This is a genomic window from Leifsonia sp. 10N434 (assembly GCF_056394405.1).
This window is the reverse complement of sequence record NZ_JBFTHV010000001.1, coordinates 1,018,380-1,038,267: the sequence shown is the minus strand read 5'-3', so window position 1 is coordinate 1,038,267 and position 19,888 is coordinate 1,018,380. Positions and strand designations below refer to the sequence as shown.

28 protein-coding genes are annotated in these 19,888 nt (G+C 69.2%); 15 read left to right on the top strand and 13 right to left on the bottom strand.

The window, feature by feature from the left end:
• Positions 1-3: 3 nt before the first annotated feature.
• The gene (locus tag AC1DB1_RS05105; protein WP_477199985.1) at positions 4-1,134 is read right to left on the bottom strand and encodes an FAD-dependent oxidoreductase; all 1,131 of its coding nucleotides are present in this window, start codon (positions 1,132-1,134) and stop codon (positions 4-6) included.
• Positions 1,135-1,257: 123 nt separating this feature from the next.
• Here AC1DB1_RS05105 and AC1DB1_RS05100 point away from each other — a divergent pair, with 123 nt between their 5' ends.
• Positions 1,258-1,563, top strand: coding sequence for an NIPSNAP family protein (locus AC1DB1_RS05100; RefSeq protein ID WP_477199984.1), 306 nt, complete (start codon positions 1,258-1,260; stop codon positions 1,561-1,563).
• A gap of 104 nt (positions 1,564-1,667) precedes the next feature.
• On the opposite strand, the gene AC1DB1_RS05095 is transcribed toward AC1DB1_RS05100, so the two are convergent.
• The 4 genes from AC1DB1_RS05095 to AC1DB1_RS05080 all read right to left on the bottom strand — a co-directional run bounded on the left by AC1DB1_RS05095 (position 1,668) and on the right by AC1DB1_RS05080 (position 4,556).
• A complete protein-coding gene (locus AC1DB1_RS05095; protein WP_477199983.1) occupies positions 1,668-2,591 on the bottom strand; it encodes an AEC family transporter in 924 nt (307 codons plus the stop codon).
• 95 nt (positions 2,592-2,686) lie between these two features.
• Positions 2,687-3,067: a hypothetical protein gene (locus tag AC1DB1_RS05090; protein ID WP_477199982.1), complete on the bottom strand. Its 381-nt coding sequence runs from the start codon at positions 3,065-3,067 to the stop codon at positions 2,687-2,689.
• An 11-nt stretch (positions 3,068-3,078) separates the two neighbouring features.
• Complete coding sequence (locus AC1DB1_RS05085) at positions 3,079-3,879, bottom strand: putative protein N(5)-glutamine methyltransferase (RefSeq protein WP_477199981.1); 801 nt, start codon at positions 3,877-3,879, stop codon at positions 3,079-3,081.
• A gap of 50 nt (positions 3,880-3,929) precedes the next feature.
• Complete coding sequence (locus tag AC1DB1_RS05080; protein ID WP_271177572.1) at positions 3,930-4,556, bottom strand: flavodoxin family protein; 627 nt, start codon at positions 4,554-4,556, stop codon at positions 3,930-3,932.
• Between the two features lie 119 nt (positions 4,557-4,675).
• Here AC1DB1_RS05080 and AC1DB1_RS05075 point away from each other — a divergent pair, with 119 nt between their 5' ends.
• From AC1DB1_RS05075 to AC1DB1_RS05045, 7 genes are all read left to right on the top strand, one after another.
• Complete coding sequence (locus AC1DB1_RS05075) at positions 4,676-5,014, top strand: hypothetical protein (RefSeq protein ID WP_477200084.1); 339 nt, start codon at positions 4,676-4,678, stop codon at positions 5,012-5,014.
• A gap of 143 nt (positions 5,015-5,157) precedes the next feature.
• Positions 5,158-5,433 carry a hypothetical protein gene (locus AC1DB1_RS05070; RefSeq protein WP_271177573.1) on the top strand — a complete coding sequence of 92 codons (276 nt, stop codon included), beginning with the start codon at positions 5,158-5,160 and terminating at the stop codon, positions 5,431-5,433.
• Between the two features lie 4 nt (positions 5,434-5,437).
• The gene (locus tag AC1DB1_RS05065; RefSeq protein WP_477199980.1) at positions 5,438-6,958 is read left to right on the top strand and encodes an FAD-dependent oxidoreductase; all 1,521 of its coding nucleotides are present in this window, start codon (positions 5,438-5,440) and stop codon (positions 6,956-6,958) included.
• 69 nt (positions 6,959-7,027) lie between these two features.
• Positions 7,028-7,696, top strand: coding sequence for a hypothetical protein (locus AC1DB1_RS05060; RefSeq protein WP_271177575.1), 669 nt, complete (start codon positions 7,028-7,030; stop codon positions 7,694-7,696).
• 166 nt (positions 7,697-7,862) lie between these two features.
• Complete coding sequence (locus tag AC1DB1_RS05055; RefSeq protein ID WP_271177576.1) at positions 7,863-8,027, top strand: cytochrome c-type biogenesis protein; 165 nt, start codon at positions 7,863-7,865, stop codon at positions 8,025-8,027.
• 356 nt (positions 8,028-8,383) lie between these two features.
• Positions 8,384-8,647 carry a DUF7218 family protein gene (locus AC1DB1_RS05050; RefSeq protein ID WP_271177577.1) on the top strand — a complete coding sequence of 88 codons (264 nt, stop codon included), beginning with the start codon at positions 8,384-8,386 and terminating at the stop codon, positions 8,645-8,647.
• A 49-nt stretch (positions 8,648-8,696) separates the two neighbouring features.
• Positions 8,697-9,527 carry a hypothetical protein gene (locus AC1DB1_RS05045; protein WP_477199979.1) on the top strand — a complete coding sequence of 277 codons (831 nt, stop codon included), beginning with the start codon at positions 8,697-8,699 and terminating at the stop codon, positions 9,525-9,527.
• 41 nt (positions 9,528-9,568) lie between these two features.
• Here the strand turns inward: AC1DB1_RS05045 and AC1DB1_RS05040 are convergent, their stop codons facing one another.
• From AC1DB1_RS05040 to AC1DB1_RS05025, 4 genes are all read right to left on the bottom strand, one after another.
• The gene (locus tag AC1DB1_RS05040) at positions 9,569-9,892 is read right to left on the bottom strand and encodes a DUF7882 family protein (RefSeq protein WP_271177579.1); all 324 of its coding nucleotides are present in this window, start codon (positions 9,890-9,892) and stop codon (positions 9,569-9,571) included.
• Between the two features lie 38 nt (positions 9,893-9,930).
• Positions 9,931-10,248: a DUF7882 family protein gene (locus AC1DB1_RS05035; protein ID WP_271177580.1), complete on the bottom strand. Its 318-nt coding sequence runs from the start codon at positions 10,246-10,248 to the stop codon at positions 9,931-9,933.
• Between the two features lie 99 nt (positions 10,249-10,347).
• Positions 10,348-11,793, bottom strand: a complete 1,446-nt coding sequence (locus AC1DB1_RS05030; RefSeq protein ID WP_477199978.1) for an MATE family efflux transporter — start codon at positions 11,791-11,793, stop codon at positions 10,348-10,350.
• A 137-nt stretch (positions 11,794-11,930) separates the two neighbouring features.
• Entirely contained in the window at positions 11,931-12,377 is a 447-nt protein-coding gene (locus AC1DB1_RS05025; protein WP_477199977.1) for a MarR family winged helix-turn-helix transcriptional regulator, read from the bottom strand.
• A gap of 176 nt (positions 12,378-12,553) precedes the next feature.
• Between AC1DB1_RS05025 and AC1DB1_RS05020 the strand changes: the two genes are divergently transcribed.
• The 3 genes from AC1DB1_RS05020 (at position 12,554) to AC1DB1_RS05010 (ending at position 15,096) form a co-directional block, all read left to right on the top strand.
• On the top strand, positions 12,554-13,558 hold the full coding sequence (locus AC1DB1_RS05020) for a Gfo/Idh/MocA family protein (protein WP_477199976.1): 1,005 nt from the start codon (positions 12,554-12,556) through the stop codon (positions 13,556-13,558).
• 104 nt (positions 13,559-13,662) lie between these two features.
• The gene (locus tag AC1DB1_RS05015) at positions 13,663-14,676 is read left to right on the top strand and encodes a Gfo/Idh/MocA family protein (protein ID WP_477199975.1); all 1,014 of its coding nucleotides are present in this window, start codon (positions 13,663-13,665) and stop codon (positions 14,674-14,676) included.
• 228 nt (positions 14,677-14,904) lie between these two features.
• Positions 14,905-15,096, top strand: coding sequence for a hypothetical protein (locus tag AC1DB1_RS05010; protein WP_271177584.1), 192 nt, complete (start codon positions 14,905-14,907; stop codon positions 15,094-15,096).
• Between the two features lie 135 nt (positions 15,097-15,231).
• Here AC1DB1_RS05010 and AC1DB1_RS05005 read toward each other — a convergent pair whose 3' ends face one another.
• Both AC1DB1_RS05005 and AC1DB1_RS05000 read right to left on the bottom strand, forming a co-directional pair.
• Complete coding sequence (locus tag AC1DB1_RS05005) at positions 15,232-15,930, bottom strand: hypothetical protein (RefSeq protein WP_271177585.1); 699 nt, start codon at positions 15,928-15,930, stop codon at positions 15,232-15,234.
• Between the two features lie 36 nt (positions 15,931-15,966).
• A complete protein-coding gene (locus AC1DB1_RS05000; protein WP_477199974.1) occupies positions 15,967-16,773 on the bottom strand; it encodes an SDR family oxidoreductase in 807 nt (268 codons plus the stop codon).
• 75 nt (positions 16,774-16,848) lie between these two features.
• Between AC1DB1_RS05000 and AC1DB1_RS04995 the strand changes: the two genes are divergently transcribed.
• Together AC1DB1_RS04995 and AC1DB1_RS04990 are read left to right on the top strand one after the other, a co-directional pair.
• Positions 16,849-17,499, top strand: a complete 651-nt coding sequence (locus AC1DB1_RS04995; protein ID WP_271177587.1) for an HAD family hydrolase — start codon at positions 16,849-16,851, stop codon at positions 17,497-17,499.
• A 62-nt stretch (positions 17,500-17,561) separates the two neighbouring features.
• A complete protein-coding gene (locus AC1DB1_RS04990) occupies positions 17,562-18,290 on the top strand; it encodes an SDR family NAD(P)-dependent oxidoreductase (RefSeq protein WP_477199973.1) in 729 nt (242 codons plus the stop codon).
• Between the two features lie 88 nt (positions 18,291-18,378).
• Here AC1DB1_RS04990 and AC1DB1_RS04985 read toward each other — a convergent pair whose 3' ends face one another.
• Both AC1DB1_RS04985 and AC1DB1_RS04980 read right to left on the bottom strand, forming a co-directional pair.
• On the bottom strand, positions 18,379-18,681 hold the full coding sequence (locus AC1DB1_RS04985; protein WP_477199972.1) for a PASTA domain-containing protein: 303 nt from the start codon (positions 18,679-18,681) through the stop codon (positions 18,379-18,381).
• 84 nt (positions 18,682-18,765) lie between these two features.
• Positions 18,766-19,134, bottom strand: coding sequence for a cupin domain-containing protein (locus AC1DB1_RS04980; RefSeq protein WP_477199971.1), 369 nt, complete (start codon positions 19,132-19,134; stop codon positions 18,766-18,768).
• 105 nt (positions 19,135-19,239) lie between these two features.
• Between AC1DB1_RS04980 and AC1DB1_RS04975 the strand changes: the two genes are divergently transcribed.
• Entirely contained in the window at positions 19,240-19,539 is a 300-nt protein-coding gene (locus AC1DB1_RS04975) for a hypothetical protein (RefSeq protein ID WP_271177591.1), read from the top strand.
• A complete protein-coding gene (locus AC1DB1_RS04970; RefSeq protein ID WP_271177592.1) occupies positions 19,536-19,886 on the top strand; it encodes a hypothetical protein in 351 nt (116 codons plus the stop codon). Before AC1DB1_RS04975 ends, AC1DB1_RS04970 begins: the two co-directional genes overlap by 4 nt.
• The last annotated feature ends 2 nt before the right edge of the window (positions 19,887-19,888 follow it).

The following is a 19,888-nucleotide window of genomic DNA, read 5'->3' as shown; positions in this document are numbered from 1 at the left end:
TCCTCAGGCGTTCCGTGGCAGCCGGAACCGCGCGGCCGCCGGCGTTCCGTGCAGTGCCAGCCCGGACAGGATGTCCCCGAGGGCCGGCCCGAACTTGAAGCCGTGGCCCGAGAAGCCGGTGGCGACGGTGACCGGACCGACGCGGTCCAGCACGAAGTCTTCGGTGTCGGTGTTGTCGTAGAGGCAGCTGATCGGCGCGGGCGTCGTGGCGTCGACGCCGGGCAGCCACTCGGCGACGTACGCCGTGAGATCGGCGAGCCGGTTCGGGTCGATGGTGCGGTCGCGTCGTGCCGGATCCACGGTCGGTCCCGTTCCGTGCAGCCCGACCTTGACGCCCTCCCCTGGCGTGAGCAGTCCGTAGACGCCGGGAGGACGCACGCCGTTCGCATCGGGAAGGCGGTGATGCACGAAGCTCGGCCACGCGCTGTCATCCGCGGTGTCGGGCTGCAGCGACGGGAAGTGCGCCGGCTGCTCCTCGGTCACGCGCACCGGCGGCAGCGGCGATCCCTGCGCGGCGAGCCAGTCGCCGATCAGCCCCGGTGTCCACGACCCGGCCGCGATCACCACCCCCGCTGCCTCGAGACGCTGCCCGGCGACGCTGACGACCACGCCTCCGTCGGTGACCTCGATGCCGTCGACCGGCGATTCGAAGCGCAGCTCGGCGCCGGCCCGCTCGGCCTCCGTCAGCAGCGCCTCGATCGCGACAGCCGCCAGCAGTCGACCGCCGGAGGGCGCGAACAGCACATCGGTCTCGAAGTGCAGCCCCGGCCAGCGCGCCGCCGCCTCGGCAGCCGTGAGATGTTCGGTCGGAATGCCGGCCCGGCCGAGCGCGGCCTCGACGGCGCCGACCGACTCGGGGTCGCCGTGATCGATCGCCCCGTTCAGCTGCAGGATGCTGCCGCCTGTCGCGGTCTCGAGCGCGCGCCATCCGTCACGGGCTCGCAGGGAGAGCTCGATGTAGTCCTGCTCCGCATACCCGTGCCGGAATATACGGGAGCCGCCGTGGGACGATCCCCGGTCGTTCCCTCGTTCGAAGGCCTCCAGCAGCAGCACGGATGCTCCTGCCTCGGCGAGTGCGTGCGCGGTCGCGGCGCCGACGACTCCGGCGCCGATGACGATCTGGTCGTACGGCATGCGTCGAGGTTAGGCGATGGGCGTCGCGCCGGCACGCACCCGTGACGCCTCGTGACGGCGCGCTGTCGCCACCGCCTGCCAGGATGAGATCACACCGACCGGACGACGAAAGAGAGATCGATCGTGATCACCGTGCACCTCCGCTACGAGATCGACGCCGACAAGCTGGCTGAGTTCACCGACTACGGCAAGCGCTGGATCCGGCTCGTCGAGAAGCTCGGCGGGACCCACCACGGCTACTTCATGCCGAGCGAGGGCGACAGCGACGAGGCGTTCGCGTTGTTCACCTTCCCGTCGCTCGCCGAGTACGAGCGCTACCGCACGGCGGCCACCACGGATCCGGAGTGCCAGGCGGCGTTGCAGTTGGCTCGCGACACCGGCTGCATCCGTCGCTACGAGCGGCGCTTCGTCACCCCCGTCTTCGAGTAGCCCGCGAACCTCGCGAATGAGGGGTCCCAAACGTCGCCGATCGGGCACGAAAGCGACGATTCGGACCCCTCATTTGCGACGGAACGCAGGTGCGGGCAGCCCGGTCACGGGGCGAGGAGCGCCGCGATCAGCAGCAGCGCCGGGATCGCCAGCACCGTCGTGAGCAGCACCGTGTCGCGGGCGATCGCCACGCCCCGCTCGTAGCGGGCCGCGAAGTTGTAGACGTTCTGCGCCGTCGGCAGCGCCGCGAGCGCGACCGCGGCGAACAGGCTCTGTCCATGCAGCCCGAAGACGAGCGAGGCGACCAGGAACGCGACCAGCGGCATCACCGCCGATTTGAGCACGGACGCTGTGATGATCTCGACCCGCCCCTGGTCGGCCCGAAGCGGACGCGAGCCGTAGAGCGACATCCCGAACGCCATCAGCACGAGCGGAACGGCGGCGCCGCCCAGCAGCACGAACGGCTGGAAGACGGCATCCGGGATCGTCAGGCCGCTCAGATCGACCAGGATGCCGGCCACCGACGCGATGATCATCGGGTTGCGGATGGGCTGCGTCAGGATCGAGCGCAGGGACACGCTTCCGCGGGACGACACGTCGAGCACCGTGAGGGCGATCGGGGCGAAGACGATCAGCTGGAGGAGCAGCACAGGCGCGACGTACGAGGCGTTGCCGAGCACGTAGACCGCGACCGGGAGACCGATGTTGTTCGCATTCACGTAGCCGGCACCCAGCGCGCCGATCGTCGTCTCGGCGGCGCCGCGACGGAAGAACAGCCGCGACAGCAGCACGAACGCTCCGACGGCGACGAGGGCCGCGACCGCGGCGACGACCACCTGCGTGGAGAACACCACGTGCAGGTCGGCCTTGGCCAGGGTGACGAAGAGCAGCGCCGGGTTGGTGATGAAGAAGGCGATGCGGTTGAGCACGAACGCCGCCTGCGGGCCGCCGATGCCGAATCGCCCCGCGAAGTAACCGACGACGATGACGAACGCGATGATCGCGAATCCGACCACCACACCGCCCATCCGCCCAGCCTAGGGCGAATCGAACGGCGCCGAGACGTTGCCGCGGCCGTTGCCACGACGGGCGGAAGACTCCGCCCGTCAGGAAGGCTGCCGCGCTAGGAGACCTGGCGGGACGACGCCAGGATGCCGGCGGCAGCGAGCGCGGCGCCGATGGCATTGGCGGTCTCCTTGAACACCGCGTCGGTCTTCGTGGCCCCGAGCGCTCCGCCGGTCGCGACGGCGCCGGCCGCGACCCGTCCGAGCCGCGTGACGATCTGACCGTCGAGGTGCATGATCTGCACGGTGAACGACATGGCGAGCTGGCGGCCGGAGAGGCCTCCGAAGAGCACCGTCATCAGCACGCTGCCGCGCTTCGCGACGAACCCGCCCGCTGGCGTCGACTCGACCGTGAACCCGCGTTCGGTGAGGGCCTGCGCCACCACCGAACGCACCTGCTCGGGAGAGGCATTACTGAAGAACTCGTGACCGGACGCCATGGAGACTGAGCCTAGCCGCGCCGCGCGGTGTCGCCGAGCCGGCGCCTGGTGGCGACGACCACCGTCGCATCGAAATCGTCCGAGTGCTCGATCCGGCTCTCCAGCCCCGCAGCCGCGAAGAGCGCGGCCGACCTCTCGGCCTGCGGCACGCTCGTCTCGATGAGCAGAGAGCCGCCCGGCGCCAGCCAGGTCGGCGCACCCGCGGCCACGCGGCGCTGCACGTCCAGGCCGTCGGCGCCGCCGTCGAGCGCGATCGCCGGCTCGTAGTCGCGCGCCTCCGGGGGCATCATCCGGATCGAGTCGGTCGGCACGTAAGGTGCGTTGACGGCGAGCAGGTCCACATGCCCCTGCAACTCCGGCGGCAGCGCATCGTAGAGATCCCCCTCGAACACGCGCCCGGCCGGCTCGATGTTCGCCCGCGCGCACCGCACGGCGGCGGGCTCGATGTCGGCGGCGACCAGCTCGACTCCCGAACCCAGCCGGGATGCGATGGCCGCGCCGATCGCGCCCGCTCCGCAGCACAGATCGAGTACCACCGACTCCGGCGTGCCCAGACCGACGGCGAGATCGACGAGGAACTCGGTGCGCTGGCGCGGGACGAACACGCCCGGTTCGACGACGATCCGGAGTCCGCAGAACTCGGCCCACCCGAGCAACGTCTCGAGGGGATGCCCGGCGACGCGCAGCGAGACCAATTCCTCGAGCCGTTCGGGCGAGTCGGCCGCTTCCGTGAGCAGCAGCGCCTCGTCTTCAGCGAAGACGCATCCGGCTGCGCGCAGCCGCGCCACGAGCGCGGGATCGGGATCGGTCACGAGGCCTCATGCTATCCCCGCGACCGGGTCGGGACCTCAGCGCCGTCACCTCAGTGCTGGTAGGGCTGTGCGCGCAGCACCCGCGCCAGGTGCGCCGCGTTCTTCGCCATCGAGGCCGTCGTGCTCGCGACGGACTCGGGGGTCTCGTCGAGGTCTTTGTAGTCCACGCTCCCCATCGCCTCGCCGTTCCAATAGGTGGATGCCTGCGACGGAATACTGAACCCGACATCGTTGAGCCCCTGGAACAGGTCCGCGGCGATCGCGTGCGCTCCGTCCTCATTGCCCACGACACCGACGACCGCCACCTTGCCCTCGACCAGTGGCCTGCCCTTGTCGTCGGTCTCGGACAGTTCGGCATCCAGTCGTTCGAGCGCCCGCTGGGCGATGCTCGACAGGTGACCCATCCACGTCGGTGTGACGATGACCAGGATGTCGGAGGCGATGATCTGCTCCCGGATGCGCGGCCATGCGTCACCGTCGCCCTCGTCGAGTTCTACACCGGCCTTCACGTCGTAGTCGGCGAGGCGCACCGCGGTGCCGGTGACCTCGTTCGCCGCCAACTCGTCGAGGATCTGCGTCGCGAGCAATTGGCTGCTGGATTCCGCCGGAGAGGGCTTGAGCGTGCAGACGAGGGCGATGGCGCTGAGCGGAGCGGTGCTCGTTGTCGAATCGGTCATGGGGGCAGTGAACGCCCGGCCTCCGGAGCGCGCAAGGGGCTTGCGTGAGAGCTTGCAGTTCCGCAAACACGCAGCCGTGCGCCCTTGACCACGGGCCGACACCCTCGTATGACTGGGTGATGAAACGCATCCACTACGCCAGCGGCTCGCTGTTGACCGGCGACGCTATCGCCGAGGTCCTGCTCCGCTACGCAGCCGTACTCGCGACGAACGAGTCCGCGGCGGAGGTGCGCGCACCGGCTCTCGCGGACGACGGACTCGTGAAGCCTGTCCTCCTCCTGCTGGGGCCGGCGAGTCAGATGCTCGCCGAAGAAGAGGAGTCCGAGCATCCGGAGATCGTCGATGCCGATTTCGTCGCCGCGTGCGAGAAGGAGATCCGGGCGCTGGGCCCGCGGCGGGCCGAGTACGTCGCCGACGGAACCGACGAGACAGCGGGGCTCGACCTCGATTACCTCTGAGCGGAAAGCGCTGAGAAGACGCCGAGAACGCGCCTCAGAAGCCCTGGGATCGCTGAGCGGAACCGATCACTTCGGCCCGACCCCCTGGTGCGATCGCGTGGCGCGCGTACTATCCCGCACCAGATAGCAAACGGGGAGAGGGCATGCAGGTGTACCACGTCTACATCGACGACCTGCGGTTCACTTTCGTCGATCGAGCTCCTGTCGAGCAGTTGAAGGAGCGCGTCGTCGAAGCGAGCCGGGCCGCCGGTGCGTTCGTGCCCATCACGCAGTCGAGCCGTCCGCCCAGCGAGGTTTTCGTGACCAGCGCCACGAAGATTCGCATCGAGACGGCGAGCATCCCTCGCGAGTCCGCCGGGACCGGCGAAGGGGACGAGGACGACGACGCGTTCTGGTTCGACTTCGATTCCCTGTCGTAACGAAATGACCTCCCTCTGGCTGGACGCCACCGCCCCGATCCCGACCGATCCGTTCGAGGACGACGGGCAGTACGACGTCGTCATCGTCGGCGCCGGGATCACCGGACTCGCGACCGCGCTGATGACCGCCCGTCGCGGGGCGCGCGTCGCCGTGCTCGAGGCACGCACGGTGGGCGCGGTGACGACCGGGAACACGACCGGAAAGCTCAGCCTGCTGCAGGGCACCGTGCTGTCGCAGATCAAGCGCCACGCCTCAGACCGCGTACTCAGCGCCTATGTCGACGGCAACACCGACGGCCAGGGCTGGCTGCTCGACTACCTGCAGGACCGCGGCGTGCCTTACGACGTGCGGGATGCGTTCACCTACGCGACCACCGACGACGGCGCCAGAGCGATCCGGGCCGAGGCCGAGGCGGCCCTCATCGCCGGCCTTCCCGTCGACGATGAGCCCGGAGACCTGCCCTTCACCGTGACGGCCTCCGTGCGTCTCGCGGATCAGGCGCAGTTCGACCCGGTGGCGGTTCTGCGCGCGATGGCTGAGGACGTGCGGGCGCTCGGCGGCGTGATCGTGGAGGGCGAGCGGGTGACGGATGTCTCCGCCTCCGATCCCGCCGTTGTCACCAGCACGTCCGGACGCACGCGCGCGGGCAGGGTGCTGCTCGCGACGGGCACGCCGATCCTGGACCGCGGCCTGTACTTCGCCAAGCTCGAACCGCTGCGTTCGTACCTCACGGCGTTCACGGTGCCCGGGGACATCCCCGCCGGGATGTACCTGTCGGCGGATGCGCCGACGCGTTCGCTCCGTACCGCCACGGCGCCGGCTGCGGTGACGGCCCTGGATGGCCGCGAACTGCTCCTCGTCGGCGGCAACGGGCATCCGGCCGGGCGCGCCGACTCGCCCGCCGAACTGCTCGCCGACCTGACCCTGTGGGCGCAGGAGCACTTTCCCGGTGCGGAGCGCACGCACTGGTGGGCGGCGCAGGACTACCGCTCCGCGAACCAGGTGCCGTTCGTGGGCTGGCTGCCCCGCGGCCGCGGCCGGCTCTACCTCGCGACGGGCTACAACAAGTGGGGACTGACGAACGCGATCGCGGCCGCCATCAGCCTCAGCGCGAACCTCACGGATGACGAAGAGCCGGAGTGGGCGCGCGTCCTCCACCACCGGGTGACGCATCCGGTCGATCTTGCGACCGGGGCCGGCTTCAACGCGGCGGTCGGCAAGGAGGCGGCGACGCACTGGGCCGCGGCGGAGACCGGCCCGTCACTCGGCGCGCACACCACGCCCCCGCCCGAGCGCACCGGGGTCGTCGGACATCGCGGGGCCGCTCCGGTCGCCGTCTCCACGGTCGACGGGCGCACGTGCGCGCTGTCGGCGGTGTGCACGCACCTCGGCGGTGTCGTGCGCTGGAACGACGCCGAACTCTCGTGGGACTGCCCGCTGCACGGATCCCGGTTCGCTGCGGACGGCACCAACCTCGAAGGACCGGCCACGAAGCCGTTGGCACCCATCGACGAAGACGACTGAAATACCGGTGTGCGTCATCCAGCGCGTGGGGGGTGGTCAGCAAGGTCTGTCCCGCAGTAGGGTCGCGGCATGACTATTCCCAACGACGACAGCAAGCCGGACCAGCCCGCCTCGGACGGCTCCGTGCCGGCGCCCGACGCCGCCGGGTCCGTTCCTCCCGCCGCCCCGGTCCCGCCGGCCCCGCCGGCGCCCGACGCCGCGTATCCGCCCGCGCCGCCCGCTTCCGCTCCTGGCGCCTTCCCCTCCTACGCGGCCACACCCGCCGCTCCCGCCGCCGCGCCGACGACCCTGCCGAGCCAGGTCAACATCGCGTTCTGGCTCTACATCGGTGCGGCCGTGCTCAGCGTGATCAGCGGCATCATCACCGTCGTGATCCTCGGCTCGAGCCGTCAGTCGACCATCGACTCGCTGCAGAACAGCAACGTGAAGACGAACGGCATGACCATCGACCAGCTCGCCGACGCGTCGATCGCGGTCGGCACGACCCTCGCGATCATCACGCTGATCTTCTGGGCCATCGTCTTCGTGCTCTTCGCCTGGTTCATGCGCCGCGGCGCCAACTGGTCGCGGATCATCCTCACGATCCTGACGGTGCTCTCGCTGATCAACGTGCCCTGGGGCTTCGGCGCCGGCGCGCTGCAGGTGGTGCTCGCGATCGTGGCGACCATCCTGATCTGGCTGAAGCCGGCCTCGGCCTACTTCGCCGCGGTCAAGGCCTCCAAGGCGCCGCGCGTCTGATCGACGGACGACCTGCTCGTGCTGGGTCCGCGCGCTACGTGCGCGGACCCCAACCACGAGCGGGATGCCGGGTCAAGGCCTCGACCCGATTCGACGATGCGCCTAGTGTCGCTTCCGGTCCTCCGATCCCCAGGTGGGCCCGCTACGTAGAAAGCAGGTATCGGCAATGAACATTCTGCTCATCATCATCGCGATCGTCGCGATCGTGCTCCTGTTCACCGGTGGGTTCGTTCAGGCCCTCAACTGGCTGCTCTGGGTGGGAATCATCCTCCTGGTGTTCGCCGTCATCGTGTGGCTGGTACGCATGATCAGCGGCCGTCGCTCGGTCTGACCGCCGACAGCAACGTCGAACCCCCGGATGCTCGTGCATCCGGGGGTTTCGCCGTTAAGGGGGGCAGCCGCGGCCTCTTCCGTTCGGGATCAGCCGTTCGGGGTCAGCCGTTCGGAGTCACCGCCCGCAACTCCGGAACTCTGCGCGCTACCCGGCCTGACGTTCCGGAATTACGCCCGGACACGCCGTCCTCGCCGCCGACCTTCCGGAGTTACGCAGCCGCCTTCTCGGCAGCCGCGCCGAGCCGCGGGGTAGAACCACCGCGCAGGCGCGAGTACCGTCCGCGCCGGATCGCCGGACACCCGTCCACCCGTGCATCCGGACCCAGCGATCCCGAGTGACGGAAGGAGCCGGCGATGCCGCAGAGCGAACCCCAGCTGAAGGACCAGAAACTGTACGAGGACCTCCGCAAAGAGGGCAACTCGAAAGAGAAGTCGGCACGCATCTCGAACGCCGCTGCCGCACGCGGGCGGTCGTCGGTCGGACGCAAGGGAGGCGAATCCGGATCGTACGACGACTGGACCGTCGCCGACCTCAAGAAGCGCGCCAAAGAGATCGGGCTCACCGGCTACTCGAAGAAGAACAAGTCGCAGCTGATCACGGCGCTGCGCAACCACTGACGGCCGGCCCCGCACCATCGCACACGCGCGACCGTCGTACACTCGCGACATGGGACTGCGCGAGGTCGCGGACGAGCTGTACGGCAAACCGGCGGGGGACTTCACCGCGTCGAGGAACGCCGCCGCGTCCGGCGCGGACAAATCCCTCGCGAAGGAGATCAAGGCGCTGCGCAAACCGTCCGCCGCCGCTGCCGCCATCAACGCGCTGGTGCGCGAGCATCCGGAGGTGATCGACGCGATCCTCGAGGTCGGCGACCGGATGCGGGAAGCGTTCGCCGCGCGCGACCGTGACGAGATCCGGGCGGCGACCGCCGAACGGCAGCGCCTGCTGCAGTCCGCCTCACGTCACGTCGAGGGCGCGAGTGCGTCCGTCGTGCGCGAGATCGAGGAGACGCTGCAGGCGGCCGCGATCGATCCTGCGGCAGCCGCGGCGGTGCACAGCGGGATGCTCGTGCGCGGGCTCGAGTCCACCGGCGTCGATCAGGTGGACGTGACCGACGCGGTCGCGCTCCCGATCGACCCGGATGCGCTCCAGCGTTCCGCACCCGCGCGCGGCGATCGAGCGGCGGCCGTCACGAAGCAGAAGGAGTCGGCCGAGTCGGCGAGCGACCGTAGAGAGCGTGAGCGACGCATCCGATCGGCCGAGAAGGCGCTCGAGCACGCCAGGGCGGCGGCGGACACCCTCGACGACGAACTCGACGAGGAGGTCGACCGCAGAAGCGATCTGGAGGCCGAACGCGACGACCTCGCACGCCGGCTCGAGCGCACGCAGGACGAGCTGACCGAATCGCGAGCGGCCGAGCGCGAGCTACGCCGGCGCATCACGCAGGCACACGCGGCGGTGCGCGACGCAGAGAAGGCACTGCGCGCGACGCAATGACCCCGCGGTGGCTCGCCGGGTGCCCCGGGCCGCCCCGCCGGTCACTCCCCGCGCTGCAGGTACTCCGCGACCTCGTCCTCGGCCATCACGATGAGGCCACGGGAGCTGGTGGCCGACAGCATCATCGCTTCCAGCCACTCACGGTTGAGCGTCGGCGGCTTGGTCGCTTCGAACACGTACTGCACCGGGATCGCCGGTGAGAGCCACAGGCTGACCCGACCGGAGCCGCGCTCCGGCGGCTGAGCCCAGCTGACCAGGAAGCCCTCGTGCATCCGGAGCTTGGTGGTGACGGCGATCTTCAGGTGCGAGAGCACCCGATCGTCGAACTCGTAGCGGGCACCTGCCCCGTAGATCAGAGTCCCCATGCTTCATCCTCGCACCGTATCGCCACTGGAGGCGAGCACTATTCCGGAAGGTGCCTCTCGGCCTCTTCTTCACTCATCACGACCATGCCGCCCGTGCGCTGCGATGTGTGCATGAGCGCCTCCAGCCAGACGGTGTTGATCGCGGGCGGCCTGCTCCCGCTGAACTGGAACACGAGCGGGACCTCGCGACTGATCCACAGCGAGACGCGGCCGGAACCCTGCTCGACCGGCACATCCCAGTTGAGCAGGAAGCTCTCGTGACGACGGAGCTTGGCAACGATCGCGAGCTTGACGTGAGTCAGCACCCGGTCGTCGAGGTCATACTCCTGACCTGCTCCGTACACGAGTTTTCCCATGCTCAGAAGTTTGCCCTAATTATCCGACGGATCGCGCCTCACGCCGGGGGGATTGACACGGATCCCGATTTCCGATTAGAGGCCGCAGCGACGCGCGGGTCAGGCCGCTGCCTGCTCGAGCACCTCGTCGGCGCGTTCGGGGCTGCCCTCGGCGAGGCCGCGATCGATCCCGCGCCGCGACGCGAGCCACATCGCGACACCGACCAGGAACACGAGGCCCTCGGTGACCGTCAGCGCCCAGATGATGCCGGGCAGCCCGAACCAGAGGTTGCCGAGGATCACGATCGGGATGAACAGGATGCCCTGCGTCATCGACATGGTCGTCGCCGCGAGGGCGCGTCCGGTGGCCTGGAACAGCGACGTGATGAGCCCCGCGAATCCGTTCGCGATCATCGCCACGAGCTGTGCCGTCAGGATGGTGACCCCGATGGCGAGCACGGAGGGGTCGGGCACGAAGAGGGAGAACACCTGGTCGCGGAAGAGGAACACCACCGCCGAGAAGACCAGTCCGACGCCGCCCACCGTGATCGCGGAGGCTCGCAGCGCCGACGTGAGACGGCTCTTGTCGCCCTTTCCGTACGCATAGGCCAGGAGCGGCAGCACCCCGAGCGTCACGCCCATCAGCAGGAACTCCGGCACTTGCGCGATTCGGACCGCGACGCCCATGGCGGCGAGCGGACCGTCGCCGTAGGCGGCTGCGAGGTTGTTGAGCACGAGGGACGTGACGATCAGGAACGAGGCCTGGAGCAGCTCGCCGACACCGACACCGAAGACGGGCTTGAGCACGGCGGGCGAGAGGGTGAACCAGCGCGGCGCGAGGCTGACGTGCTCGCTGTTCCGCTGCAGCCAGATCACGAAGTAGGCGACGACGCCGAGGTTCGAGAGCCCCATGGCCAGGGCTGCACCCGCGACGCCCCAGTGCAGCACCAGGATGAAGAGCACGTCGAAGACGAGATTCGCGATCGTCGAGGCGATGAGGCCGATCATCACCTGGCGCGACGCCCCTTCCGCCCGCACCAGCTGCTCCAGACAGAATGCGGCGGCCAGCACCGGTACGAAGGCGAGCATGACGGCGACGTAGGCGCTGGTCGCCGGAACGGCTGCAGCATCCGCGCCGAGCAGCGAGACGAGCGGCTCCAGCAGGAGCAGTCCGGCGCCGCCGAGCACGACGCCCGCGATCACGGAACCCCAGAGGGCGAACGACGAGACATGCTTGATCCCGCCGGCCTTCGCCGGATCGTGTTCCGCTGCGCCGAGCAGTCGGGAGATGAGCGCACCGCCACCGACGCCGAACACGCCGCCGACGGCCATCACCAGACCGAGGATCGGCGTACCGAACGTGATGGCGGCGAGCAGAGCGCTGTCGTGCAGCGAGCCGATGAAGCCGGCGTTGATGACGTTGTAGACCGCGCCGACGATCATCGCGGCGGCCATCGGCACGCAGAGGTGCACGAGGGCTCGGATGATCGGGGCCGTCGAGAGGTACCAGCGGTTGGAGCCGACGGCGTCGGCCTTCACCGGTGTTTCGAGGTTCGTGGTGCTCATGAGCTGCTCCTTTCCGGGCAGGGCGGAGCGCGCGCCGACGGACGCCGGCACGGCGAGGAAGATGGTGCGGGTGTTGCGGGAGGTTCCGAGCGCGGTTACGACCGCGTGGCTATGGCCGCCGGGTTACGACCGTGTGGTTACGACCGTGTGGGTTGCGGCAGTTCCGCGGTGATCTTTCTGAGGAGGGTCTGGAGGGTCGCCCGCTCGGTCTCGTCGAGCGGCGCGAGGATCTTGTCGTCGGCGGCCGCCATCGCTTCTTCGAAGCCGGCGACGAGCTCGGCGCCGACCGGTGTGGCGTAGACGCGCTTGCTGCGTTCGTTGCCGGGTTCGGTGCGGCGCTCGACGAGGCCGCGGCGTTCGAGCCCCTGCAGAAGGCTCGAGACACTTGCCGCGCTCGTTCGGCTGATCTGCGCGATGTCGCGCTGGATCGCGCCGGGATTCTGCTCGAGATAACCCAGGGTGAAGGCCTGCTCAGGTGTGAGCTCGCGCTCCTTCATCCACTCTTCGCCGGCCTTGCGCTGGGCCCAGCCGATCCACCGGAGCAGCTCGAGGCCGCTGCTGGGCGCGTTCTCCCGTTCGTTCATAATAAGGAGTCTAACTGTTTGATCTCTAACTGTCAACGTTCGAACTGATTGCATTGCCGAACGTGATGCGAGTTATTGGAAAGCGGCGCCGAGATCGATTCCCTCCCGTCGGCCCCCTGGATAGGCTTGATGGGTTCGCGCGCTCAGCACACGACATGGCAAGGAGGCCTCACGGCATGCCAACCCCTCTCACCGTCGCCGCAATCGGCTTTTGGCACGTTCACGCCGGCGACTACGCGAGATCAGCACGCGAACATCCGGACACCGAATTGGTGGCCGTCTGGGACGACGACGAGCAGCGCGGCCGTGCGGCCGCCGAGGAGTTCGGCGTCGAGTTCGTCGCCGACCTCGACGAACTGCTCGCGCGGCCAGAGCTCGACGGCGTTACGATCACGACCAGCACCGACCAGCACCACGAGGTGATGCTCAAGGCCGCCGCCGCCGGAAAGCACATCTTCACCGAGAAGGTGCTCGCTCCCACGGTCGCGGAGGCGGAGGACATCGTCGCCGCGGCATCCGATGCCGGTGTCGCGCTGGGCGTCTCCCTGCCCCGGCTGTACGACGACTACACGCAGGCGATCCAGCAGATCATCGACGACGGCTCGCTCGGCGACCTCACCTACTCGCGCGTGCGGCTCGCCCACGACGGGTGGGTCGCCGGCTGGCTGCCCGACCGGTTCGGTTATCCGTCCGAGGCCATCGGCGGCGCGCTCACCGACCTCGGCTGCCATCCCGCGTACCTCACCCGGCTCTTCCATCAGGCGGACCCGATCGGGATCACGGCCACCTACGGCAGCGTCACCGGCCGCGAGGTCGACGACAACGCGACCGTCACGGCGGAATTCCCCGGCGGCCATCTCGGCGTGTTCGAGGCGAGCGTCGTGACGTCGCCCGGCGCGTTCACCATCGAGCTGCACGGCACGGAAGCCTCCGTGATCTTCGGCTTCGGAGGCGAGCGCCTGCTCGCGAAGGGCGGTGCGTTCGGCGACGACTGGCAGGAACTTCCCCTGCCGCCGGCGCAACCGGACGCCTTCGCCCAGTGGGTGCGCCACATCCACGACGGCACCACCGCTGACGAGAACATCCGCACCGCGATCGAGCTCACCCGCATGGTCGTCGCGGCCAACGAGTCCGCCGCATCCGGCACTCGGGTCGCGCTCGAGGCCGCACCCGTCCGCTGACCGGCCGGGCGCAGCACGCGCATCCGGATGCGGTCCCGTCCGTTCCCTCCACCGAGCACGCTCGGCCCTTCAACGACCCCACGAATCTTCAGGAGAATCCACTCATGACCACCCCCGTCCGCATCGGACTCATCGGCGCCGGCGGCATCGCCGGAGCCCACGTCGCCGGCTATCTCCGCAACCCGGAGACAGTCACCTTCGCCGCCGTGGCCGACCCCGTGCGCGAGAGCGCCGAGGCGCGCGCCGGCGACACCGGCGCCGCGATCTACGCCGACTACCACCGGATGCTCGCCGACGCCGACATCGACGCCGTCGACATCTGCCTCCCGCACCACCTGCACAAAGAAGCCATCGTCGCGGCCGCACGCGCAGGCAAGCACATCCTCTGCGAGAAGCCGCTGTGCCTCAGCTTCGAGGAGGCGCGCGAGGTCAGCGCCGCTGTGGAGGATGCCGGCGTCACCCTGATGTGCGCGCACAACCAGCTGTTCCTCCCCGCAGTCGCCAAAGCCAAGGCGCTGATCGACGCCGGGACCATCGGGCAGGTGTACGAAGTGCGCACCACCGACAGCTTCTACAACGACTTCGACCCCGAGAACATGGGATGGCGTGCGCACGCGAAGACCAGCGGCGGCGGCGAACTGATCGACACCGGCTACCACCCGACCTACCTGCTGCTGCACCTGGCCGGCGGATCCCCGGTGGAAGTGACCGCGATGCTGGCAACCCACCGGCTGACGTTCATGGAAGGCGAGGACTCCGCGACGGTGATCGTCCGGTTCGACAACGGTGTGATCGGCACGATCGTCACCAGCTGGGCATACGAGGCCGCGGACAGCACCGAACGGTTCAGCGCCGTCGGCTCCCTCGGCTCACTGACCAGCGACGGGACCACGCTGAGCTACCACGTACGCGGCGAAGACCCGGTGGTGCTCGAGCTGGAGCCCGTGCACGAATTCGGCGCCGAAGTGGCACACTTCGCGCGGAGCATCCTCAACGACACACGCCCGCTGCACACGCAGAAGGAAGGAATCGAGGTACTCGGCATCATCCTGGGCGCCTACGAGTCCGTGCGCACCCGAGCCGTCGCCGAGGTTCGCGCGCTCGAACCGGTGCGTTAGGCCTGCCGCGGGCGGGTGGTGCGCCACCCGCCCGCGCATGCGCTCTCGACCGCTCCCTCACTCGCCTCCGCCCTCGGCTCATAACTCCGGAATCGCGGCTCGACGCGCCGCCGCGTTCCGCCTTACTCCGGATGACTGAGCCGTCGGCGGTTCAGAGTTCCGGAATTGTGCGGCGGTTCGCTGGGCGGGCACGCGATCACGAACCGGACGATCGGTATGCTCGCGATCATGGAATCATCGCCGCTGATCGGCTTCCCCTGGCTCGGGATCATCCTTTACGTCGTGTTCCTGGCGGTGATCGCCGGCGCGCTGTACCTGATCATCCGGCTCGCGGTGTTCCACGCGCTGCGCTCGCATTCCCGCTGGCTCGCGCGGTCGTCCGGGAACCCGCCCGGGCCTGGCGCTCCGCCGTCCTCATAACTCCGGAACTCCGGGTCGACACGCCGCCGCGTTGCGCATAACTCCGGATGCTCGAGCCGTGCGAGGCAAGGACTTCCGGAGTTGTGCGGCAGCGAGCGGGCGGGCGGGCGGGCGGCAGCGAGCAGGCAGGCCGCCTCAGCCGATCAGCGACACCGCGCGCGCGATCACCAGCGCGAGCAGCACGAACCCGCCGAACGACTCGAGCGACATCAGCAGTTTCGCGCGGTGGGTCAGGGGCATCGTGTCGGTCGGGCTGAACGCCATCGAGTTCGAGAGCGAGAAATAGAAGTAGTCGACGTAGTTGGGCACCCAGTCCATCTTCTGGCTGGAGCCGCGCGCCACCTCGTCGATCGCGTCGTGGTCCTCGTCCTGCGGAAAGCGGAAGTCGGCCAGCGGAAGCTCGTGCCGCGCCACGGACACACGAGAGACGGGACCGCCCCGATCGAGCACCCAGTACATGAGCGCGAAGGCGATCACGTTCGTGACCCAGACCTGCAGCGACGCGAACAGCAGCTCGTACCCGTTGCCGTGCTTGGCGAGCAGCCGGATGATCGTCTCCACGAACGCGACCTGGTTCGCGACGAGGATCAGGATCGCGAGGGCGATCTCGAGGCGTCGCGACCAGCGCGATTCCTTCGTGAGGTGGTGCGGGTTGTAGGCGATGAGGACGATCAGCAGCACCAGGCAGATGCCGACGACGACGTAGCGCTCGATCAACGGAACGACGCTGGGCAGGATCGCGTAGGCGGCGAGCGCCACGAGGGTGGCGAACACGGCCGGCCAGCGATGCTCCGGCGCGACGTTCCTCGCGCGTTTGTCGTCTTTGTCACTCACAGTCGGACCATATCGCGCCCGCGACCTCGGGTCCGTCTACGCCCGCCGCCAGTCGTCGCTGGTCAGGTGCGATCCCGCCTGCGGGCCCATCTGCAGCATCCCGCCGTCGACCGTCCAGGACGCGCCGGTGACGTACGCCGAGGCCGGTGACGCCAGGAACGCGATGACCGCCGCCACCTCACGGGCGTCCCCCGGGCGGCCGAGCGGGATGCCGGGGCGGTGCACGGCGCGCGGGTCCTCGTCGTCCGCGTCGTTCATCGGCGTCGAGATCTCCCCCGGCGCCACCGAGTTGCAGGTGATGCCGTACTCACCGAGCTCGAGGGCCAGCGTCTTGATCATGCCGCCGAGCCCGTGCTTGGCGGCGTCGTAGGCTGCGGAGCCGACGCGAGGCTGGTGCTCGTGCACACTCGTGACGGCGATTATGCGACCGCCGCGGTCGGCGTCGACGAGCCGGCGGGCGATGCGCTGGATGCAGACGAACGGTCCGTCCAGGTCGGCGGCGACCGTCGTGCGCCACGTCTCCCAGTCGGTGTCGAAGAACGCAGGCCCGCCGTTCACGCCCGCGTTGTTCACGAAGACGTCGCAGCCACCGAGTTCGTCGGCGAGCGCGTCGATCACATCGCCGCACGCCGGGGCGTCGGTGGTGTCGAGCTGTGTGACGACGGCACGACGGCCTGCCTCCCGCACGAGCCGCGCCGTCTCGTTCGCGCCGTCCTCGTCGGAATGCCATGTGACGCCGACGTCCATTCCCGCCTCGGCGAGGGCGACGGCGGTGGCCCTCCCGATGCCGGAATCGGATCCCGTGACGATAGCGGTGGTCGGTGTGAAGTCTTCTGCGCTCATGCGCGGGAGTGTGCGCCGCAAACGACCGATGCGACAGGGGCTTGCGTCCGCGTCCCGCGCGGGTACAGATGAAGGATGAGTCTTTCCGCAGTTCTCTTCGACGTCGACGGCACACTGGTCGACTCCAACTTCTTGCACGTGGACGCCTGGCAGCGCGCGTTCGCCGAGCTCGGGCAGCCCGTGGATGCGTGGCGCATCCACCGCGCGATCGGCCAGGACTCGAGCCGGCTGCTCCGCTCCGTCGCGGGTGAGCACGACGACGACTGGAACTCGCGCGCGAAAGACCTGCACTCCCAGTACTACCGCGAGCTCGCTCCCCGGCTGCGTTCGTTCAGCAGGGCCGCCGAACTGCTCCGCGAACTCAGCGGCCGCGGCATCACCGTTGTGCTCGCGACGAGTGCCCCGGATGACGAACTGGAGCTGCTGCGCGCGGCGATCGGTGCCGACGATGCGATTCGTGCTGCAACATCGGCCGACGACGTGGAAGAGGCGAAGCCGGATCCGGGCATCCTGGAGGTGGCGCTCGATCGAGCGGGCGCGAGCCCGTCGGAGGCGCTCATGGTGGGCGACTCGGTCTGGGACCTGAAGGCGGCGGCGCGGGCGCACATCCGGTCGATCGGGATGCTCTGCGGCGGCGTCGGCCCGTCGGAGCTCCTGGATGCCGGAGCGTGGGACCTCTTCGACGACCCGGCCGACCTGCTCTCGCGCCTCGACGAGCTCCTCTGACGCGCCCGCGGGCGATGCGCGGGCGTCGTTAAGAAGGCGCGCGGGCGTCGTAGGGTGATGGCATGCCCCTGACGATCGTGACCGGCGGGAGCCGGGGAATCGGCGCCGCGATCTGCCGGCGTCTCGCCGCCGACGGACACGACATCGTCGTCGGCTATCGCACCGATGCAGACGCCGCCGACGAGGTGGCCGCCGAGGTGCGCAGCGCGGGCAGACGCGCGCTGACCGTCGAGCTCGACACGACCGACGAGTCCCAGGTCGAAGCACTGTTCGCCGCAGTGGCCTCAGCCGGCTTCGGCCCCGTGACCGGGCTGGTCAACAACGCCGGATCCGCGAGCGCATTCGGCCCGCTCGCCGACGCGGACATCGCCGCCGTGCGACGGGACATCGACGTCGACCTCGTCGGAGTGCTGATCTGCGCCAAGCACGCGATCCGCGCGATGAGCACGACCGGCGGCGGGTCGATCGTCAACATCTCGTCGGCGTCCGCATACCTCGGCAGCCCCGACCGCTACGTGCACTACGCGGCGGCGAAGGCAGGGGTGGATGCCGTGACCGTCGGACTCTCGAAGGAGGTCGCCCGGCTGGGCATCCGGGTGAACGGCGTCGCTCCCGGCACGATCTACACCGGGTTCCACCCCGAACCCGACAGGCCGGAGGTCGTGGCCCCGACGGTCCCGCTGGGTCGCGGCGGACAGCCCGACGAGATCGCGGGCGCCGTCGCGTGGCTGCTCTCGGACGACGCGTCGTACGCGACCGGCACCACCATCCGGGTCACCGGCGGCCTCTGACCCCGCCCGCCTCGAGTTGTGCCGAATGTCGCGTCGAACGTCGGGCCGAACAGGACATTCGACGCACGTCGGAGTGCTCAGCGGAGCCTCAGTCGCCGACGGTGATGATGACGGTGCGGCCGGGGTTCAGCTTCGTGCCGCCCACCGGGTTCTGCGCGGTGACGAGGCGTTTCGGGGAAAGCGCGACCGCGTCCCCTTCCGCGTTGTGCACCACTACCCGGTAGTCGGCCCCGCGCAGCAGCTTCGCCGCCAGGTCGGAGGGCTTCCCGACCACGTCGATCAGCGCGGCGGCCGTCGTGTCGCTCGTGGGCGGCGCGACCGTCTCGCAGGCGGTGAGGCCGGCCACCGCGAGGGCGGCGACGAGAGCGAAGCGCACCGTTCGCATCAGCATGGGGCCATGCAACCCCGGGCCCTGCATCCGGTCAATCCCCGTTCGGCCGAGCCCAGCCCGACCCGAGCCCGGCCCGACCTCGCCCTACCCGAGCTCGCGCAGCGGCGACGTGCGTTCGCCGGGCGCGTCCCCCGTGTTCACGGTGCCCTGCGGCTCGATCAGCATCGCAGTGACCTCGCCATCCGTCTTCGGACAGTGCTCGACCCCGCGCGGCACGACGAACACGTCGTTCGGGCCGAGCTCGACGTCGCGGTCGCGCAACTGGATCGTGAGCCGGCCGGAGAGCACCAGGAACAGCTCATCCGTCTCCGGATGACTGTGCCAGACGAACTCGCCGAGCAGCCGCACCACCTTCACGTCGTAGTCGTTGATGCTCGCGAGCCGGTGCGGCTGCCACGGCTCCGCGATCCGTGCGAGGGCGTCGTCGATGTTGCGTACCTCAGGGGTGACCATGTGAGCACGTTAGCGCGCGGGCCGACCCGCGCGCATTTGACCCTTGCGCCGCGGGCCCAGGGGGCGTTGGATGCTGCCTGAGGCATCCGACGAGAGGGGTCAGCAATGTCCGCCAGTGAACTCGAAATGTCCAGCGTCCGCTATCCGTATCGGGGGCGCATCTTCCACGTCGAGAAACAGGCCCCCGGCCGGTGGGTCGTGCTCGACGAGTCGCATGCCGAGCTCGGAACGCTCATCCGCGTCTCCGTCGAGGGCGAGGAGCACGAGCCGGTCTTCGGAGCCGTGCCGACCGGCTTCACGGAGACGCTTCACGAGGGCTCCGATTGGAAGATGCTCGTGGCCTCCCTCATCAACGAGGCGCTCGAACCCGAGACCGCGTCCACGGGAAATCAGGGTGAGGCATGACGGTCTCCCTCAATCGCACGGCTCTGACGCACGCGCGGCGCCTGGTGGAGCAAGGGAAGGTCGTGCGCGACGAACGCGACGCCTGGAGCGAGGATGCGCCCAGCACGGATGACGAGAACGCGTACATCGAGAAGCACGGCTACGGCGAATACGGCGAGTGGTTCCTCGGCACCGACACGGAGAAGAACGCCGAGACGAAGGGCCGCTACAGCTTTCCGTTCGGCGACTTCAGCAAGGTCCATCGCTGCGCGGTGATCTCGCTGGAGAGCCGTGCCGCGCAGAACGACCACGACGACATCGCGAAGGCCGCGAAGAATCTGCTCGAGCTGATCGATAAGGATCGATAAGC

Bases quoted from the DNA above. Each gene is read 5' to 3' on its own strand.
- AC1DB1_RS05025 (WP_477199977.1), bottom strand. From the start codon at position 12,377: ATGAACGAACGGGAGAACGCGCCCAGCAGCGGCCTCGAGCTGCTCCGG.
- AC1DB1_RS04980 (WP_477199971.1), bottom strand. From the start codon at position 19,134: ATGGTCACCCCTGAGGTACGCAACATCGACGACGCCCTCGCACGGATC.
- AC1DB1_RS05015 (WP_477199975.1), top strand. From the start codon at position 13,663: ATGACCACCCCCGTCCGCATCGGACTCATCGGCGCCGGCGGCATCGCC.
- AC1DB1_RS04970 (WP_271177592.1), top strand. From the start codon at position 19,536: ATGACGGTCTCCCTCAATCGCACGGCTCTGACGCACGCGCGGCGCCTG.
- AC1DB1_RS05030 (WP_477199978.1), bottom strand. From the start codon at position 11,793: ATGAGCACCACGAACCTCGAAACACCGGTGAAGGCCGACGCCGTCGGC.
- AC1DB1_RS04995 (WP_271177587.1), top strand. From the start codon at position 16,849: ATGAGTCTTTCCGCAGTTCTCTTCGACGTCGACGGCACACTGGTCGAC.
- AC1DB1_RS05080 (WP_271177572.1), bottom strand. From the start codon at position 4,556: ATGACCGATTCGACAACGAGCACCGCTCCGCTCAGCGCCATCGCCCTC.
- AC1DB1_RS04990 (WP_477199973.1), top strand. From the start codon at position 17,562: ATGCCCCTGACGATCGTGACCGGCGGGAGCCGGGGAATCGGCGCCGCG.
- AC1DB1_RS05010 (WP_271177584.1), top strand. From the start codon at position 14,905: ATGGAATCATCGCCGCTGATCGGCTTCCCCTGGCTCGGGATCATCCTT.
- AC1DB1_RS05035 (WP_271177580.1), bottom strand. From the start codon at position 10,248: ATGGGAAAACTCGTGTACGGAGCAGGTCAGGAGTATGACCTCGACGAC.
- AC1DB1_RS05105 (WP_477199985.1), bottom strand. From the start codon at position 1,134: ATGCCGTACGACCAGATCGTCATCGGCGCCGGAGTCGTCGGCGCCGCG.
- AC1DB1_RS05040 (WP_271177579.1), bottom strand. From the start codon at position 9,892: ATGGGGACTCTGATCTACGGGGCAGGTGCCCGCTACGAGTTCGACGAT.
- AC1DB1_RS05090 (WP_477199982.1), bottom strand. From the start codon at position 3,067: ATGGCGTCCGGTCACGAGTTCTTCAGTAATGCCTCTCCCGAGCAGGTG.
- AC1DB1_RS05050 (WP_271177577.1), top strand. From the start codon at position 8,384: ATGCCGCAGAGCGAACCCCAGCTGAAGGACCAGAAACTGTACGAGGAC.
- AC1DB1_RS05020 (WP_477199976.1), top strand. From the start codon at position 12,554: ATGCCAACCCCTCTCACCGTCGCCGCAATCGGCTTTTGGCACGTTCAC.
- AC1DB1_RS05075 (WP_477200084.1), top strand. From the start codon at position 4,676: ATGAAACGCATCCACTACGCCAGCGGCTCGCTGTTGACCGGCGACGCT.
- AC1DB1_RS05070 (WP_271177573.1), top strand. From the start codon at position 5,158: ATGCAGGTGTACCACGTCTACATCGACGACCTGCGGTTCACTTTCGTC.
- AC1DB1_RS05045 (WP_477199979.1), top strand. From the start codon at position 8,697: ATGGGACTGCGCGAGGTCGCGGACGAGCTGTACGGCAAACCGGCGGGG.
- AC1DB1_RS05000 (WP_477199974.1), bottom strand. From the start codon at position 16,773: ATGAGCGCAGAAGACTTCACACCGACCACCGCTATCGTCACGGGATCC.
- AC1DB1_RS04975 (WP_271177591.1), top strand. From the start codon at position 19,240: ATGTCCGCCAGTGAACTCGAAATGTCCAGCGTCCGCTATCCGTATCGG.
- AC1DB1_RS05055 (WP_271177576.1), top strand. From the start codon at position 7,863: ATGAACATTCTGCTCATCATCATCGCGATCGTCGCGATCGTGCTCCTG.
- AC1DB1_RS05095 (WP_477199983.1), bottom strand. From the start codon at position 2,591: ATGGGCGGTGTGGTGGTCGGATTCGCGATCATCGCGTTCGTCATCGTC.
- AC1DB1_RS05065 (WP_477199980.1), top strand. From the start codon at position 5,438: ATGACCTCCCTCTGGCTGGACGCCACCGCCCCGATCCCGACCGATCCG.
- AC1DB1_RS05060 (WP_271177575.1), top strand. From the start codon at position 7,028: ATGACTATTCCCAACGACGACAGCAAGCCGGACCAGCCCGCCTCGGAC.
- AC1DB1_RS04985 (WP_477199972.1), bottom strand. From the start codon at position 18,681: ATGCTGATGCGAACGGTGCGCTTCGCTCTCGTCGCCGCCCTCGCGGTG.